This is a genomic window from Micromonospora sp. NPDC007271 (assembly GCF_040634005.1).
Lineage (GTDB): Bacteria > Actinomycetota > Actinomycetes > Mycobacteriales > Micromonosporaceae > Micromonospora.
Genome location: NZ_JBEYER010000009.1, coordinates 23,483 through 37,048, shown reverse-complemented (window position 1 = coordinate 37,048; position 13,566 = coordinate 23,483). Strand labels below are relative to the sequence as shown.

The 13,566-nt window shown below is 74.2% G+C and carries 15 protein-coding genes; 5 read left to right on the top strand and 10 right to left on the bottom strand.

Annotation, left to right across the window (positions count from 1 at the left end; all coding sequences use genetic code 11):
• Positions 1-7: 7 nt before the first annotated feature.
• From ABZ570_RS05430 to ABZ570_RS05410, 5 genes are all read right to left on the bottom strand, one after another.
• A complete protein-coding gene (locus tag ABZ570_RS05430) occupies positions 8-1,303 on the bottom strand; it encodes a sugar ABC transporter substrate-binding protein (protein WP_358057161.1) in 1,296 nt (431 codons plus the stop codon).
• Between the two features lie 28 nt (positions 1,304-1,331).
• Complete coding sequence (locus ABZ570_RS05425) at positions 1,332-2,438, bottom strand: diphosphate--fructose-6-phosphate 1-phosphotransferase (RefSeq protein ID WP_358057158.1); 1,107 nt, start codon at positions 2,436-2,438, stop codon at positions 1,332-1,334.
• A 5-nt stretch (positions 2,439-2,443) separates the two neighbouring features.
• Positions 2,444-3,910, bottom strand: a complete 1,467-nt coding sequence (locus tag ABZ570_RS05420; RefSeq protein ID WP_358057155.1) for an aldehyde dehydrogenase family protein — start codon at positions 3,908-3,910, stop codon at positions 2,444-2,446.
• Complete coding sequence (locus tag ABZ570_RS05415) at positions 3,907-5,112, bottom strand: mandelate racemase/muconate lactonizing enzyme family protein (protein ID WP_358057152.1); 1,206 nt, start codon at positions 5,110-5,112, stop codon at positions 3,907-3,909. The genes ABZ570_RS05420 and ABZ570_RS05415 overlap by 4 nt, the downstream gene beginning before the upstream one ends.
• 236 nt (positions 5,113-5,348) lie before the next feature.
• Positions 5,349-6,125, bottom strand: coding sequence for a DeoR/GlpR family DNA-binding transcription regulator (locus tag ABZ570_RS05410; RefSeq protein WP_358057149.1), 777 nt, complete (start codon positions 6,123-6,125; stop codon positions 5,349-5,351).
• Positions 6,126-6,259: 134 nt separating this feature from the next.
• Here ABZ570_RS05410 and ABZ570_RS05405 point away from each other — a divergent pair, with 134 nt between their 5' ends.
• Genes ABZ570_RS05405 through ABZ570_RS05390 form a run of 4 tightly spaced genes read left to right on the top strand, consistent with a single transcriptional unit; the run spans position 6,260 to position 8,648 of the window.
• Positions 6,260-7,135: a hypothetical protein gene (locus ABZ570_RS05405; RefSeq protein ID WP_358057146.1), complete on the top strand. Its 876-nt coding sequence runs from the start codon at positions 6,260-6,262 to the stop codon at positions 7,133-7,135.
• Positions 7,136-7,138: 3 nt separating this feature from the next.
• Positions 7,139-7,867 carry a sulfite exporter TauE/SafE family protein gene (locus ABZ570_RS05400; RefSeq protein WP_358057143.1) on the top strand — a complete coding sequence of 243 codons (729 nt, stop codon included), beginning with the start codon at positions 7,139-7,141 and terminating at the stop codon, positions 7,865-7,867.
• Positions 7,861-8,259 carry a DUF202 domain-containing protein gene (locus tag ABZ570_RS05395; protein ID WP_358057140.1) on the top strand — a complete coding sequence of 133 codons (399 nt, stop codon included), beginning with the start codon at positions 7,861-7,863 and terminating at the stop codon, positions 8,257-8,259. Before ABZ570_RS05400 ends, ABZ570_RS05395 begins: the two co-directional genes overlap by 7 nt.
• Positions 8,256-8,648 (top strand): DUF202 domain-containing protein, encoded by a 393-nt coding sequence (locus tag ABZ570_RS05390; protein ID WP_358057137.1) that lies wholly within the window; start codon positions 8,256-8,258, stop codon positions 8,646-8,648. Before ABZ570_RS05395 ends, ABZ570_RS05390 begins: the two co-directional genes overlap by 4 nt.
• A 40-nt stretch (positions 8,649-8,688) precedes the next feature.
• On the opposite strand, the gene ABZ570_RS05385 is transcribed toward ABZ570_RS05390, so the two are convergent.
• From ABZ570_RS05385 to ABZ570_RS05375, 3 genes are all read right to left on the bottom strand, one after another.
• Positions 8,689-9,234 carry a hypothetical protein gene (locus tag ABZ570_RS05385; RefSeq protein ID WP_358057134.1) on the bottom strand — a complete coding sequence of 182 codons (546 nt, stop codon included), beginning with the start codon at positions 9,232-9,234 and terminating at the stop codon, positions 8,689-8,691.
• A 128-nt stretch (positions 9,235-9,362) separates the two neighbouring features.
• Positions 9,363-10,079, bottom strand: coding sequence for a hypothetical protein (locus ABZ570_RS05380; protein WP_358057131.1), 717 nt, complete (start codon positions 10,077-10,079; stop codon positions 9,363-9,365).
• Complete coding sequence (locus tag ABZ570_RS05375; RefSeq protein ID WP_358057128.1) at positions 10,072-10,653, bottom strand: RNA polymerase sigma factor; 582 nt, start codon at positions 10,651-10,653, stop codon at positions 10,072-10,074. Before ABZ570_RS05375 ends, ABZ570_RS05380 begins: the two co-directional genes overlap by 8 nt.
• Positions 10,654-10,722: 69 nt before the next feature.
• On the opposite strand from ABZ570_RS05375, the gene ABZ570_RS05370 reads away from it, so the two are divergent.
• Entirely contained in the window at positions 10,723-11,982 is a 1,260-nt protein-coding gene (locus ABZ570_RS05370) for a hypothetical protein (RefSeq protein WP_358057125.1), read from the top strand.
• A gap of 118 nt (positions 11,983-12,100) precedes the next feature.
• Here ABZ570_RS05370 and ABZ570_RS05365 read toward each other — a convergent pair whose 3' ends face one another.
• Together ABZ570_RS05365 and ABZ570_RS05360 are read right to left on the bottom strand one after the other, a co-directional pair.
• Positions 12,101-12,550, bottom strand: coding sequence for a VOC family protein (locus ABZ570_RS05365; protein ID WP_358057122.1), 450 nt, complete (start codon positions 12,548-12,550; stop codon positions 12,101-12,103).
• Between the two features lie 102 nt (positions 12,551-12,652).
• A complete protein-coding gene (locus tag ABZ570_RS05360; RefSeq protein WP_358057119.1) occupies positions 12,653-13,534 on the bottom strand; it encodes a DMT family transporter in 882 nt (293 codons plus the stop codon).
• Positions 13,535-13,566: the final 32 nt, after the last annotated feature.

The following is a 13,566-nucleotide window of genomic DNA, read 5'->3' as shown; positions in this document are numbered from 1 at the left end:
GGGGCTCCTACTCGCTGTTCCTGGCCAGCAGCGGGGTGAGGCCGGTCTGGATCTCCTTGGCGGCGTCCTGGGCGCTCGCCCGGCCCAGGATCACCTTGCCCACGGCGTCGCCGATGACCTTGCGCATCTCGGGTGCCGCCACGCCGACCGGGCCGACCTCGGTGTCCCCGTTGGACTGCGCGTTGGTCAGCGCGGTGTGCCACTGCTTGAGCGTGTCGGTGTTCAGGGTCGCGGTGTACGCCGGGTCCTCGCTCACCGACGTGCGGGGCGGGGCGATGCCGGCCTTGGTCAGGGCCAGCTGGGTCTTGGCGCTGGTCGCCCAGTTGACGAACTTCCACGCGGCGTCCTTGTTCTTGGAGAACGAGGAGATGGCGAGCCCCCAGGACAGGACGGTGGTCTTGGAACCGGCGGTGCCGGCGGGGAAGTCGAGCACGCCGACGTGCTCGGCGACCTTCGAGTTCTTCGGGTCGATCACGCTGCTGACCTCGTTGCTCGACTCCAGCTCCATGGCTGCCTGGCCGGCGGCGAACAGCGCGGAGGACTGGGTGAAGGTGTTGTTGACCACGCCGGGCGGGCCGTACTCGCGGGCCAGGGTGGCGTAGCGGTCGATGGCGTCGACGGCCTTCGGGTCGTCGAAGTTGGGGGTGCCGTCGGGCTTGGTCCAGGCCACGCCCTGCGAGTGCAGGAACGGTCCGAAGGTGAACGGCAGGGCGGCGGACTGCCCGCGCAGCGCGATCGGGGTGATCTTGCTGCCGGACTTCTGCTTGATCGCGGCGGCCACCGAGGGCAGCTCGTCCAGGGACTTCGGCGGGGTGATGCCGTACTGCTGGAACAGGTCGGTGCGGTAGTACAGCACCACGCCCTCGACGTTGATCGGCGCCGCGACCATCTTGTCGTCGACGGTCATGCCGGCCTTGACGGCGGCGGGGAAGTCGTCGGCGTCGTAGTCCGCGCCCGCCTTCGCGACGTACTCGTCCAGCGGCTGGTAGTACTTCGCCTTGGCAAACTGGGGGCCCTCCCGGGACGGCAGGGTCATGAACACGTCCATCGAGGAGCTGCGCGACTGCAGGTTCAACTGCACCTTGTCGCGCATCTGCTGCTCGGCGAACGTCTGGACCTTGACCGTGACGCCGGACTCCTTCTCGAAGTCGTCGATCAGCGGTACGATCGCGCGCTGCCAGGGGTGGTTGGACATGATCAGGTTGATCTCGTTGGTGGAGCTGGCGGAATCCGAACCACAGCCGGCGGTGAGGCCGCCAATCAGGGCCAGGGCGAGCGCCGCGCTCAGGTACCTGTGCCGCATGTGTCTGCCTTTCGCTATGAGGGGTGAGTCAGGCGAGCAGGGGGGTGAGCCATTGATAGAAGTCGTCCAGGTGGGCAGGGTCGTCGGTCCGCCACCGCTCGGGCACCGGCCGGGCCTGGCCGGCGACCTCCGCGAGGGGCAGCGGGTCGTAGCTGACCTCGTAGGGGGTGTTGCCGGTGCGGTGCAGGCCGACCATGACCCCGGTCGCCCGGTCCGCGAGCAGCCGCGCCGCCCGGCGGCCCGCCTCGGCCGCCTCGTGCCGGTCGACCTCACTGGCCAGGGCGCCGGCCGCGCGTTGCACCATGCCGAGGACCTCGCCGCGGGCGACCACGCCCAACTCGGCGGTGACCAGCTCGGCGAGCTTGCGGGCGACGCCGCCCATCAGGATGCGGGTGTGGTTGACCGCGTCGAACGGTTCGGTGGTCAGCTCGCGGGCGGCGCCCTCGCTGGTCACCACGAACGCGCGGCCGTGGGCGTCGAGGGCCTCCGCGACCCGGCGCAGGAACTCGGCCCGGTCGAAGGGCACCTCCGGCAGCAGCACCAGGTGCGGCGCGTGCGCCGGGTCCTCCCGGTGCCACGTCGCGGCCAGGGCCAGCCAGCCCACCGAACGGCCGAGGGTCTCCACGACGCGTACCGGCTCGATCGCCCGCATCGCCGCGTGGTCGCGGGCCAGGTCCGGCACCACGCTCGTCAGGTAGCGGGCGGCGGAGCCGTAGCCCGGGCAGTGGTCGACGCCGACCAGGTCGTTGTCGACGGTCTTGGGAATGCCGACGGTGCACAGCGGCAGCCCGGCCGCGGCGGCCCGCTCGGTGAGGGCCCGCAGCAACGCCATGGTGCCGTTGCCGCCGATCAGGGCGACCCCGTCGATGCCGCGCTCGGCCAGCACCCGCACCGCCGTGTCGAGGTCCTCGCCGGTGACCGCCCGCCGGCCGGCGCCGAGCCAGGACCCGCCGCGCCGGGTGCACTCGGCCGGGACGTCGGCGAGACCGACCGGGGTGAACCGGCCGTCGACCAGCCCGTCCGGGCCCCCGCGGAGGGCGAGCACCTCGTGTTCCGTGGCGCCCTCCAGGAAGCCCCGCAGGCTCGCGTTGACGACGCTCGTCGGAGCGCCGGTCTGACCGATGAGCAGACGCATGGTGCTCAGGCCTCCACCGGTCGGGACGCGACGCTGAGGAAGGTCTGGAACGCCTCCAGCCCGGGCTGGCCGCCCTCGTAGCCGATGCCGGAGTCGGCGAGCCCACCGAAGGGCACCCACGGGGTGTTCGGCGTGCCCGTGTTGATCCCGACGATGCCCGCGTGCAGCCGGCCGGCCACGGCGCGCGCGGCGTCGAGGTCGGTGCCGCACACGTATCCGGCCAGGCCGTAGCCGGTGGCGTGGTGCAGCGCCAGCGCCTCGTCGAGGCGGTCGTAGACGTGCACCGGGGCGACCGGACCGAAGATCTCGCCGGTCATCGCCCGGCAGTCGACGGGCGCGTCCAGGAGCACGGTCGGCGTGGCGTAGTGACCGGCGGCCGGCACCGGGACGTCCGGGGTCACCGCGCGAGCGCCCCTGGCGACCGCCTCGCCGACCAGGTCCGCCATCCGGGCCGGGTCACCGGCCGGGGCGAGCGGGCCCACGTCGGTGGCCGGGTCGGTCGGCGCGCCGACGCGCAGGGCGCGGGTGGCCGCGGTGAAGGCCTCGGTGAAGTCGGCGGCCACCTCCCGCGCCACCAGGATCTGGTTGGCGGCGATGCAGGACTGGCCGTTGTTGCGGTACTTGGCCACGAGCAGCGTCTGCGCGGCGGCCAGCGGGTCGGCGTCCGGCAGGACGATGAAGGGCGCGCAGCCGCCGAGCTCCATGACGGTGCGCAGGAAGCGCGGCGCCGCCTGGGCGGCCACCAGCCGGCCGACCCGCGTCGACCCGGTGAACGACACCGCCCGGACCGCCGGGGCCGACAGCCACGGCTCGACCACGTCGGCCGGGGCGCCGAGGACGGTGTTGAGCACCCCCTCGGGCAGGTGCCGCTCGCACAGCGCGGCGAGCACCAGCGAGGACAGCGGAGCCAGCTCCGAGGGTTTGAACAGCACCGGGCACCCGGCGGCGAGCGCCGGCGCGATCTTGCGGGCGGGAATCGAGACCGGGAAGTTCCACGGGGTGAGCACGACCGCCACGCCGACCGGCCGCGCCGTGACCCGGTGCTCGTGCCCCGGTACGACGGAGAGCCGCTGCTCCCCCTGCCGTTCGGCGAGGTCGGCCATGACCCGGAAGTACGTCACGGTCAGGCCCAGCTCGGCGGTCGACTCGGCCAGCCGCTTGCCGCTCTCCCGCGTGATCAGCGCCGCCCACTCGGGCCGGGCCGCCAGGGCCTCGACGTCGTCGGCGATCGCCCGTAGGGCGGCCACCCGCGCCGGCACCGGGGTGGCGGCCCAGGCGGGCAGCGCGCTGGTGGCCGCGGCGAGCGCGTCGGTGGCGTCGGCGCGGCCACCGGTGCCGACCTCGGTGAAGGCCGCCGCGGTGGACGGGTCGACGACGGCGAGCGGCGAGCCGCCGCCCGGGCGGGCCCGCCCGTTGATCCGCACCGCGCTCGCGGCGGCCAGGACCTCGTCGACGATGGGGTTATCGCTCACGACAGCTGCTCCTCGTACGGGTCGAGCTGGTCCGGATCGAGTTCGATGCCGAGACCGGGGCGGGTGGGCACGGTCACCGTGCCGTGGTCGGTGAGGAGAGCGTCCGCGGTCCGGCGCAGCGGGTTGGAGCGCACGTCCCACTCCACCAGCGCGGTCGCCGGGCTGCTCGCGGCCACCTGCACCGTCACGGCGGTGGCGATCGCGCCGTTGTACAGGTGCGGGTTGACGGTCTTGCCGGCCGCCTCGGCGGCCCGCAGCACCGTCAGGTACTCGCTGATGCCACCGACCTTGGTCAGGTCGGGCTGCAGGATGGCCACGCCGTCGGCCGCCAGGTAGGGGGCGAAGGCGGCGGCGCCGTACAGGTTCTCCCCGGTGGCCAGCGGCATCCCGGTACGCGCGGCGAGTTCGTCCAGCTCGTCCGGGCGGTCGCCGGCCAGCGGCTCTTCCAGCCACGCGACGCCGAGGTCGGCCAGCGCCGGCACGATGGCCAGGGCCTCCGGCAGCGACCACGCCTGGTTGGCGTCGGCGAAGATCTGCACCCGGTCACCCAGGACGGCCTGAGCGGTGCGTACGTTGTCCAGGTCCCGCTCGCGGCCGAAGCCGACCTTCACCTTGACCGCGGTGAGGCCGAGCGCCGCACACTGCGCGGCGGTCTCCGCGACGCCGGTGGGGCCGAGGCTGGAGCCGTAGACCGGCAGCTCGGTGCGGGGCTGGTCGGTGAGCAACGCCGCCAGGTTGCGGCCGGCGTGCCGGGCGGCCAGGTCCCACAGCGCGATGTCCACCGCGCTCACGGCCTGGTGGATCGGCCCCGGTGCGCCCCACTGGCGGCCCAGCGGCGCCAGTTTGGCCATCAGGGCGCGCTGCGCGCTCGCGGGGTCGGTCGGCGCGGTGCCGAGCAGCAGGGGCGCGATCCCCTCGTTGATCGTGGCGATGCGCTCCCGCCAGGCCCAGGCGGGGTAGTTCGCCCAGCTCTCGCCGACGCCGGTCGAACCATCCGCCAGCTCGACCTCCACCAGCACCATCACCCGGTGGGTGAGCGGGGCGAAGGACATCGCGATCGGCTCGGTGGGTCGGACCCGGAACACCCGGCAGCGAACGTCGGTGACCGGGATCCCGGGCAGCCGCACGGCGTCCCGCGACGGGGCCTCGTCGTCCGCCTTCACCGGCTCCACCACGTCCCGGAGGTCTCCGCTGGGTGTCATGCGCCCTCTCTCACATCTGTGAAAAGCTGCATGCAGTTCTAGCCGTCGCTCACGGAGCCGTCAAGACTTCGAAACAATCCTGCGATCAAAGAAGTTGGTGACCGCACCCGCGCGAGCCGGCGGCCCGGCCGGCGGCAGGCCAGAACCCGGCCAGCCGGGGTCGGGCCGGGTGGGTCCGGTGAGTGGTCCGGCGAGGGCGGGCGGTCGCCCTGGAGGTGGCGGCGCCCGGGTGGGAGTCAGACGGTGACGACGCGGATGCCGTTGCGGCGCACCGCGGCGGCGAGCGGGCCGGGCAACGCCGCGTCGACGACCAGGGTGTCGATCCGGTCGAGTTCGCTGACCTGCACCGGCGCGGTCGAGGTCAGCTTGCTCGCGTCGACCACGAGGACGATCTCGTCGGCGATCTCCATCAACGCGTGCTTGGCGCTGAGCTCGATCTCCGAGCGTACGTAGATCCCGCGCTCGTCCACCGCGCTGGCGCCCAGGAACAGGGTCCGGATCCGCAGGCGGCGGGTCAGGTCGAGGGCGGCGAAGCCGACCATCGCCTGGTTGTCGTGCAGCAGCTCACCGCCGATGCCGATGACCCGGGCCCGGGGCCGCGAGAGCATGTGCGCCAGCACGGGTACGGAGTGGGTGACCACGCACCCGTCGAACTCCGCGGGGAGGGCGTGGGCGACCTCGGCGGCAGTGGTGCCACTGTCGATCCCGATGGTGTCGCCGGGCCGCACCAGCCCCGCGGCCGTCCGGCCGATGGCGAGCTTGGCCTCGGCGTGACTCTGTGCGCGGGTGGCGTAGCCGGGGCCCGCCACGCCGCCGGGCGGCAGGCTCACCCCGCCGTGCACCAGGAGCACCTCGTTGGACTCGGCGAGCTGACGCAGGTCACGGCGCACGGTCATCTGCGAGACGCCGAGCTGCGCGCTGAGGTCCACGACCGACAGGAAGCCGGCCCGCCGGAGCGCCGCCATGATCTCCGTACGGCGCCGACGGGCGCTCTCGTAACGAGACGACTCCACCGCTCCCGGCCCTCCTGCCGCATAGCAACCCGCACCGGGTTCGCGTCAGAGAGTGTAGAGCAACCCGTCGCTGTTAACTTTTTACCGTGTCATGGTAAGTTCCGCACACCATTTGGGAACCTGGGGAGGTACCGATGACCGTTGAGCCCGTACCGCCAAGCGCCCTGGCCCGCCCCTCCGGGGGCTACGCCATGCTCGCCGTCGACCAGCGGGAGGCCCTACGGGCGATGTTCGCCGCCCACCAGAGCGCACCGGTCACCGACGAGCAGCTCACCCGCTTCAAGGTCGCGGCCGCGCGGGCGCTCAGCCCGTACGCCTCGGCGATCCTCATCGACCGGCAGTTCGGCTGGGACGCGATCATCGGCGAGCGGGCCGTCGACCCGGGCTGCGCGCTGATCGCCGCTGCCGACCGGTTCACCGGCAGCGCCACCGAGTTCGTCGCCGACGTCGCCATCGACGAGGAGGTCGACCCGGCCACCGTACGGGCCCAGGGCGCCAAGGCGCTGAAGCTGCTCGTGCTGTGGCGCCCCGACGAGGACCCGGCCGGCCGGATCGCGCTGGTGACCGACTTCGTACGGCGGTGCCGCGAGAGCGGGCTCGTCAGCATCATCGAGCCCGTCTCGCGGGGCCCCCGCGACGGCGGCTCCTTCGACCACGAGGCGGGCATCCTCGCCGCCGCCAAGGAACTCGGCTCGCTCGGCGCCGACCTCTACAAGGCCGAGGTGCCCACCGCCGGCCAGGGCAGCCCGGCCGAGATCCTCGCCGGCTGCGCGCAGCTCACCGAGGCCATCGACGGAGCGTGGGTGGTGCTGTCGTCCGGCGTACCCGCCGAACTCTTCCCCGGCGCGGTCCGCCTCGCCTGCCAGGCCGGCGCCTCGGGCTTCCTGGCCGGCCGCGCGGTCTGGGCCTCCGTGGTCGGCAGCCCGACGATGGACCGCGACCTGCAGACCATCTCCGTCGACCGGCTGCGCCGCCTCTGCGACGTGGTGGACGACGCCGTGTCCCGCTGACCGGTGGCCTCACTCGGCGGAGTCCTCGCGGTCGCGGCGGTCGCGCTCGGGGCCACCATGCAGCGCGCCACCGGGCTCGGCTTCGCGCTGGTCGCCGCGCCCTTCCTGGTCATCATCCTCGGCCCGTTCACCGGCGTCGTGCTGGCGAACCTGCTCTCCGCCGCGGTCAACGTCGTCGTGCTGTGCTCGACCGCGCGGGCACTGCACGGGCGGCTGGCCGTCGAAATGATCCTCGGTGTCCTGGCCGCCGTCCCGCTCGGCGCCTGGGTGGTGACCTCGCTGCCCGGCCCGCTGCTGCTCATCGGCGTCGGCTCGATCACCGCGGCCTCGGTCGCCTGGGTCGCCCGGGGCAACCCGATGTTGTTCCTCCGCCGCCGGGGCGGGCCGTTGTTGTCGGGCTTCACCTCCGGCTTCTTCAACACCACGGCCGGCACCGGCGGCCCGCCCCTGGCGGTCTACGCCCTGAGCACCAACTGGGAACAGCGCAGCTTCGTGCCGACCGTGCAGGTCGTCGGGCTGGCGACCAACCTGCTCTCGCTGGCCGCCAAGGGCATGCCCGGCCTGTCCGGGCCGCTGCTGCTGTCCTGCGTCGCCGCGATGGCCGTCGGCATCGCCGCCGGCCAGCTGCTGTCCCGCTGGCTGCCGGCGGAGCGGGCCCGCCGGTGGGTCACCGCGCTGGCGCTCATCGGCAGCCTCACCGCCGTCGGAAAGGGAGTGACCGCCCTGTGGTAGTCGACACCGACAGCAGCAGCTCCCCGGCACCGGAGGCGCCCCGTCGCTGGCCGGCCCGGGTCTTCGACCGGGGCGAGGATCCGGATCCCCGGTTCAGCCTCGCCAACGAGCGGACCTTCCTGGCCTGGATCCGTACCTCGTTGGCGCTCTTCGCGGCCGGCATCGCGCTGGAGGCGCTGAACCTGCCCGTCGCGCCCGGGCTGCGCCGGGCCGCGGCCGTCGTCCTGATCGTGCTCGGCGCCGCGGCGCCGGTCCAGGCCTGGATCGGCTGGCTCCGCACGGAGGCCGCCCTGCGGCTCGGTCGGAGCCTGCCCCCGCCGGCACTGGCCCTGCCGCTCGGCGTGGCCCTGGCCGTGGTGGGCGTCCTCGTCCTGATCGGCCTCCTCCGGTGACCGGCGGCGCCTCGAGCCGGTGGCCGGTGCCGCGGCGGCCGGCCCGGCCCGTCCCCGGGCAGACCACGGGTGGCGACGGCGGCCTGCAGGTCGAGCGCACCCTGCTGGCCTGGCGGCGTACCACGGCCGCGGTCCTGGTGGCCGGCGCCGGCGGCGTACGCCTGCTCACGCCGCTCCTCGGCGACTGGGCCTGGCTCGTGGTGACCCCACCGCTGGGCGTGCTGGTCATCGCCGCCGCCGGCCGCGCCGGGGCGCTGCGTCGTCGCCTGGCGGGTCCGCTGCGGCCCGTCCCGCCGTGGCCGGGTCGGCTGGCCGTCGTCGCCGGGCTCGCCTGCCTCACCGGTCTGGCGATGGCCGCGGCCGTGCTGATCCGCATTCCCGCCGGGTGAGCGGGGCGCCACTTCGGGCGCGACCGCTCGACCCCGTCCGTCACCTGCCGGGGCCGGCCCCGCCCGTCGCGGCTCGGCCGTCGGCGTAGACGAGATCCATTGTGTCGGTACGCCCGGACCAGCGCAGGTCGAGGTGCCAGCAGCCCGCCCGCGGCAGGTCGATGATCGACGGGCCCGGCCCGCCGGCCACCTCACGGGTGACCCGGGTGTCGGTGCCGTCGAGGGTCGCGGTGATCGTCAGGTCGGCCGGCGACGCCGGGTCGGACGCCGTGCGGGCGGGACGGGCGACCCAGAGGATCTTGTTGTTGACGCCGTCCTTCCGGTCCCAGGTCAGGGGGTACCCGAAGAGCACCGCGACGATCTCGCCCTTCGCGCCGAGGACGTGCGGGATCCGGGCCAACGCGCTGAAGCCGGCGTCCGCGAAGTCGGGCAGGGTGCCCGTCTCGACCCGCGACGCACAGCCGGTCGCCGCGGGTACCGCCCCGCTCGTGCCGTCGGTGCTGGCCGGCCTCGCGGACGGGGTGGTCGTGGTGCACCCCGCCGCGAGGACCGCCGTGCCGAGCAACACCCTGCCCCAGGTACCCATCGCGCACCTCCCTGCCCGGCGTGCCGCCCGGCTCGTGCCTTCCCACCTTCAGGACACCGGCCGGGCGCTCCGGGTTCCGCGACCGGACGTCGCCGACAAGGGCCTGGGGCGGGGCGTTGTCGTACCGCCTAATTCAGCGAGTTCGCGACCTCGATCGCCTCGTCTCTGCTGAGATCGCCCTCGAGCCGGTAGGTCACGCCGGCCTCCTGCCAGATCAGGGTCGAGGCGGCGAGCCGGGCGGTCTCCACCCGCAGCGCGCCGGTCCGGTCCACGTAGGCCACCGTGTGCGGGCCGCCGACCCAGATGGCGAAGTCACCGCCGACCTGGACCCACTCCACCCCCGGCCCGCCGGCCTGCTTGTGGAAGGCCGGATCGAGACGGCCGTCGAAGGCGTCGAGACGCAGCGCTCCCCCGCGGTACACCAGGGTGGCCACCCGGCAGGTGCCGGTCGGGTCGGGGTCGGCGACGAGCACCTGCTCGGGCGGGCCCAGCGTCGCCGGGAGCCGGATCGGGAAGCGCACCTGCCGCTGCGCCTCGGCCAGGCCGGCAGGTCGCTGGGCCGGCAACGGTGCCGGCGTGCCGGTGGGCAGGGCCGGCTCGGCCGACGTGGCGACGGTGATCCCGGCGAAGCGCAGCAGCCCCGCCACCGCGTCGGCGATCGCCGCCCGCCCCGGCGGCAGCAACGCCACGAGCAGGGCCACGAGCACCGCGACGAGGTAGCGCCACCGGCGTCGCCGACGCACGGGTGCGGTGAGGCGGGCCCGTACCTGAGCGGCCACGTCGGGCGGGTCAGGGGTCTGCAGCCAGCCGGCGAGGTCGCTCAGCTCCCGCTCGAGGTCATCCACGCCGCACCTCCTCGCGATCGAGCAGGCTGCGGAGCTTCGCCAGCGCCCGTGCGGTCCGTGACTTCACGGTGCCCCGGGGCCAGCCCAGCATCGTCACGGTCTCCTCCTCGCTGAGGTCGAGGAAGAACCGGCAGACGATCACCTCGCGGTCCCGTACCGGCAGCCGGCGCAGGGCCCGTACCAGCGCCTCGCGGCGCTCCCCGGCGAGAACGGTCTCGACCGCGGTGTCCCCGGTGACCTCCGACGCCGGGTCGGCCGCCGCCGCGCGCAGGACCAGCCCGTCCCGCCGGCTGCGCGACCGGTGCAGGTTGCGGGTCTCGTTGCCGACGATCGCCAGCAGCCAGGAGCGGAAGGAGGACTCGCCGCGATAGCGGGAGAGGTTGCGGTATCCCTTCACGAACGCCTCCTGGATCACGTCCTCCGCGTCCGGGCCCGCACCGAGCAGCACCGCCGTCCGGTACGCGGACGCGGTGTGCCGGGCGACCAGGAGTTCGTACGCCTCCAGGTCACCTGCCCGGGCGCGGGCGACCAGTTCTTCGTCGTCCAGGGCAACCTCCGGTGGGGACGAACTCATGACACCGGCCACGCCACCCCGGTTCCATCGCCGGCGGAACCCCGGCCGACGCGGCGGTGTCATCGGGGCATGATGGCAGAAACGAGGACCTCCCGGCGCACCGTGATGGCCGTGCTCGCCGGTGCCGGCGCCGCGGCGCTGACCGGCTGCGATCCACTCCGGAGCCGGCGGCCGGCGCCGGCCGACACGGTCCCCGACGCACTCCTCGTCGAGCTGGACGGCGGGCTCGGCGTGCTGCGCGGCGGCGACCGGCTGACGATCCCGCACTCCGTCGCCACCGCCGACGGGCGAGCGGTCTACGCGACCGCACCCGAGGGCGCGGACACCGTCTGCTGGCGGATCGACACCGCCACGGGCCACGCCTCCGCCCGGGTCACCCTGCCCGGGCACTGGCTGCCGCAGGCGGTCTCGACCGACGGTACGCGGGTGGCGCTCACGTCGAACGCCGAGAGCGCCACCAGCGGACGCCCGGCCGGGCGGGACACGACCCCGGTGCTGATCGCCGACGTGACCGGGGTCCGGCACCGGTTCGAGCTGCGGGGCAACTTCGTGCCGGAGGCGTTCACCGGAGACCTCGCCGGGTTGTTCGTCCTCGAGTGGCTCCCGGCCCGGGCGCCGGACCGCTACCGGGTCCGCGTCCTCGACCTGGCCACGCGGACGCCCGGCCCGCTGAACACCCGGACCAAGACACCGGTCCCGCCCGGTGCCGAGGAGGAGATGCGCGGCGACGGGCGCCAGGCCGTGCTCGCGCCGGATCGCACGACCCTCTACACGCTCTACACCCATCAGCCTGGCCACCAGCACACCCGCGACCTGGTCAGCGGGCGGCCGGGCAACGCCCACGCGTTCGTCCACACCCTGAATCTCGTCGACCGCTGGGCGTACTGCGTCGACCTGCCGCACCCGTTCGGGGAGGCGGCCGCGAGCGGACACGCCCTGGCGATCAGCCCGGACGGCAGGCTGCTCCACGTCGTGGACGTCACGTCGGGCACCGTCGCGGAGATCTCCACGGAGGAGCTCGTGGTGCGCCGGACGGCCACCCTGGCCCCGGGCACCACCGGCACCGGCCACGCCGCCGCCGACCGCAGCCGACTCTTCGTCGGCGCCGGCACGACGGTACGCACCGTGGACATCGACCGCCTCGATGCCGGGGCCGCCTGGTCGGTCCGCGAACCCGTCACCGGCCTCGTGGCGAGCCCCGACGGCACGCGCCTTCACGTGGGCCAGACCGACGCGGTGAGCTGGCACGATCCGGCCACGGGCGAACTGCTCGGCCGGACCACGGTGCCCGGCCTGGTGCGCGTACGCGGCCTGGCCGGGCGCGTCTGACCCCGCTCGGGGCCGGTCCCGAGCGAACCGTCCCCCACGGGGCTGCCCCTGGTGCACCCGGAGGCCGCCTCGGCCGTGTCCGACCTGCTCGCCCGCGGCCCGGCGGCGCCGGGACAGGTCAGCCGGCGGGCGTGCCCGCCATCTGGGCGAGGATCCCGGTCGCCTGCCCGAGCTCGATCAGGTAGCCGTCCGGATCGCGCAGGTAGCAGCGGATCTCGACCCCGTGGTCCTTCGGCTCGGTGAGGAACTGCCCACCGCGGGAGCGCCACTCCTCGTAGACGGCCCGCACGTCGGTGACCCGGATGTTCAGCGCGCAGCTGAGCGAATCCGGGTCCGCCGGCGCCTGTGCCCGTACGGTCGGCTTGTCGTCGGTGGGGCCGCCCTCGTTGTTGATCACCAGGTAGCCGTTGTGGAGGCGGAGGATCGCCGGCTCGCGTTCGCGGATCACGGTGGCGCCCAACACCTGCCGGTAGAACTCGCGGGACCGGTCCACATCCCGCACGATCAGCAGGTGGGTGAGCACCATCCCGTGCTCCGGCCGGAAGTAGTCCGGTGCCTCGTGCGTCATCGGCGCCTCCCCTGGTCGGCACCCGGGTACCCGTGGCGGCCGGCCGCACACGTGCCGGCCGGCCCATCTCGGAACGCCCGGTCGGTCCGGGCGCCGCCGCCGTCAGTCGCCGGCGACGTGGGGTGCCCGCCGGGCGAGGAGGGAGACCGCGACGACCACCACCAGCACCGCGAGCACCTCACCCACGACGATCCAGGTGCCGGTCCGGATCCGCTCGTCCAGCCAGAGCAACCCGACCGCGATGGACACCAACGGGTCGGTGACGGTGATCGTGGCCAGGGCGGGCGCGCCCATCGGGCCGGCCTGGTAGGCGTTCTGGCTGAGCAGTACGCCGAACGGGCCGAGCAGCATGATGGCGTACGTCTGCCACTGGCCGAACACCGCCATCGCGCTGGGTTCGGACTGCAGGCCCAGGCTGCTGATCAGCCCGGCCGTCACCCCGTAGCAGATGCCGGCCGCGACGGCCAGGGGCAGCGGGCGCCACTTGCGACCCAGCTTGACGGCGCTCAGCAGGCACAGGGCGACGCCGACCACCACCGCGACGCCGAGCAGCGCGGCCGACCCGAAGGTGTCGAGCCCCCGACCCTGCTGATGGGTCGGCCGCGCGACCGCCAGGAAGGCGCCGAGCCCGAGCAGGCAGAGCCCCGATTCCAGCAGGATGCGCGGGTCCGGCCGGCGGTGCTGGCCCGCGGCGAACAACAGGACGTACCACACCAGGCCGGTCACCAGCAGCGGCTGCACCAGGATCAGCGGCACCAGGCTCAACGCCGCGACCTGGCAGGCGAACGCCGCCGCCGCGAGCACGGCCGACCAGCGCCAGCCCCGGAGGCGGATCAGCCGGACCAGCAGCCGGGGCTGTCCGGCCCGCTCCTCGGGCACCTTCCGCGAGGCCCGGAACTGCAGAAGCGAGGACGCGCCGAACGCCGCGGCGGCGGCGAGAGCCAGCGGGGCGCCCGCCGCCAGTTGCCCCACGTTGCTCAGCATGCGCTCGCCCGGCCGGTCATCAGATTCCTTCC

What these genes read in the sequence shown, in the direction of transcription:
- ABZ570_RS05430 (WP_358057161.1), bottom strand. Translation starts at nt 1,303, where the DNA reads ATGCGGCACAGGTACCTGAGCGCGGCGCTCGCCCTGGCCCTGATTGGC.
- ABZ570_RS05425 (WP_358057158.1), bottom strand. Translation starts at nt 2,438, where the DNA reads ATGCGTCTGCTCATCGGTCAGACCGGCGCTCCGACGAGCGTCGTCAAC.
- ABZ570_RS05415 (WP_358057152.1), bottom strand. Translation starts at nt 5,112, where the DNA reads ATGACACCCAGCGGAGACCTCCGGGACGTGGTGGAGCCGGTGAAGGCG.
- ABZ570_RS05405 (WP_358057146.1), top strand. Translation starts at nt 6,260, where the DNA reads ATGACCGTTGAGCCCGTACCGCCAAGCGCCCTGGCCCGCCCCTCCGGG.
- ABZ570_RS05385 (WP_358057134.1), bottom strand. Translation starts at nt 9,234, where the DNA reads ATGGGTACCTGGGGCAGGGTGTTGCTCGGCACGGCGGTCCTCGCGGCG.
- ABZ570_RS05375 (WP_358057128.1), bottom strand. Translation starts at nt 10,653, where the DNA reads ATGAGTTCGTCCCCACCGGAGGTTGCCCTGGACGACGAAGAACTGGTC.
- ABZ570_RS05370 (WP_358057125.1), top strand. Translation starts at nt 10,723, where the DNA reads ATGATGGCAGAAACGAGGACCTCCCGGCGCACCGTGATGGCCGTGCTC.
- ABZ570_RS05365 (WP_358057122.1), bottom strand. Translation starts at nt 12,550, where the DNA reads ATGACGCACGAGGCACCGGACTACTTCCGGCCGGAGCACGGGATGGTG.
- ABZ570_RS05360 (WP_358057119.1), bottom strand. Translation starts at nt 13,534, where the DNA reads ATGCTGAGCAACGTGGGGCAACTGGCGGCGGGCGCCCCGCTGGCTCTC.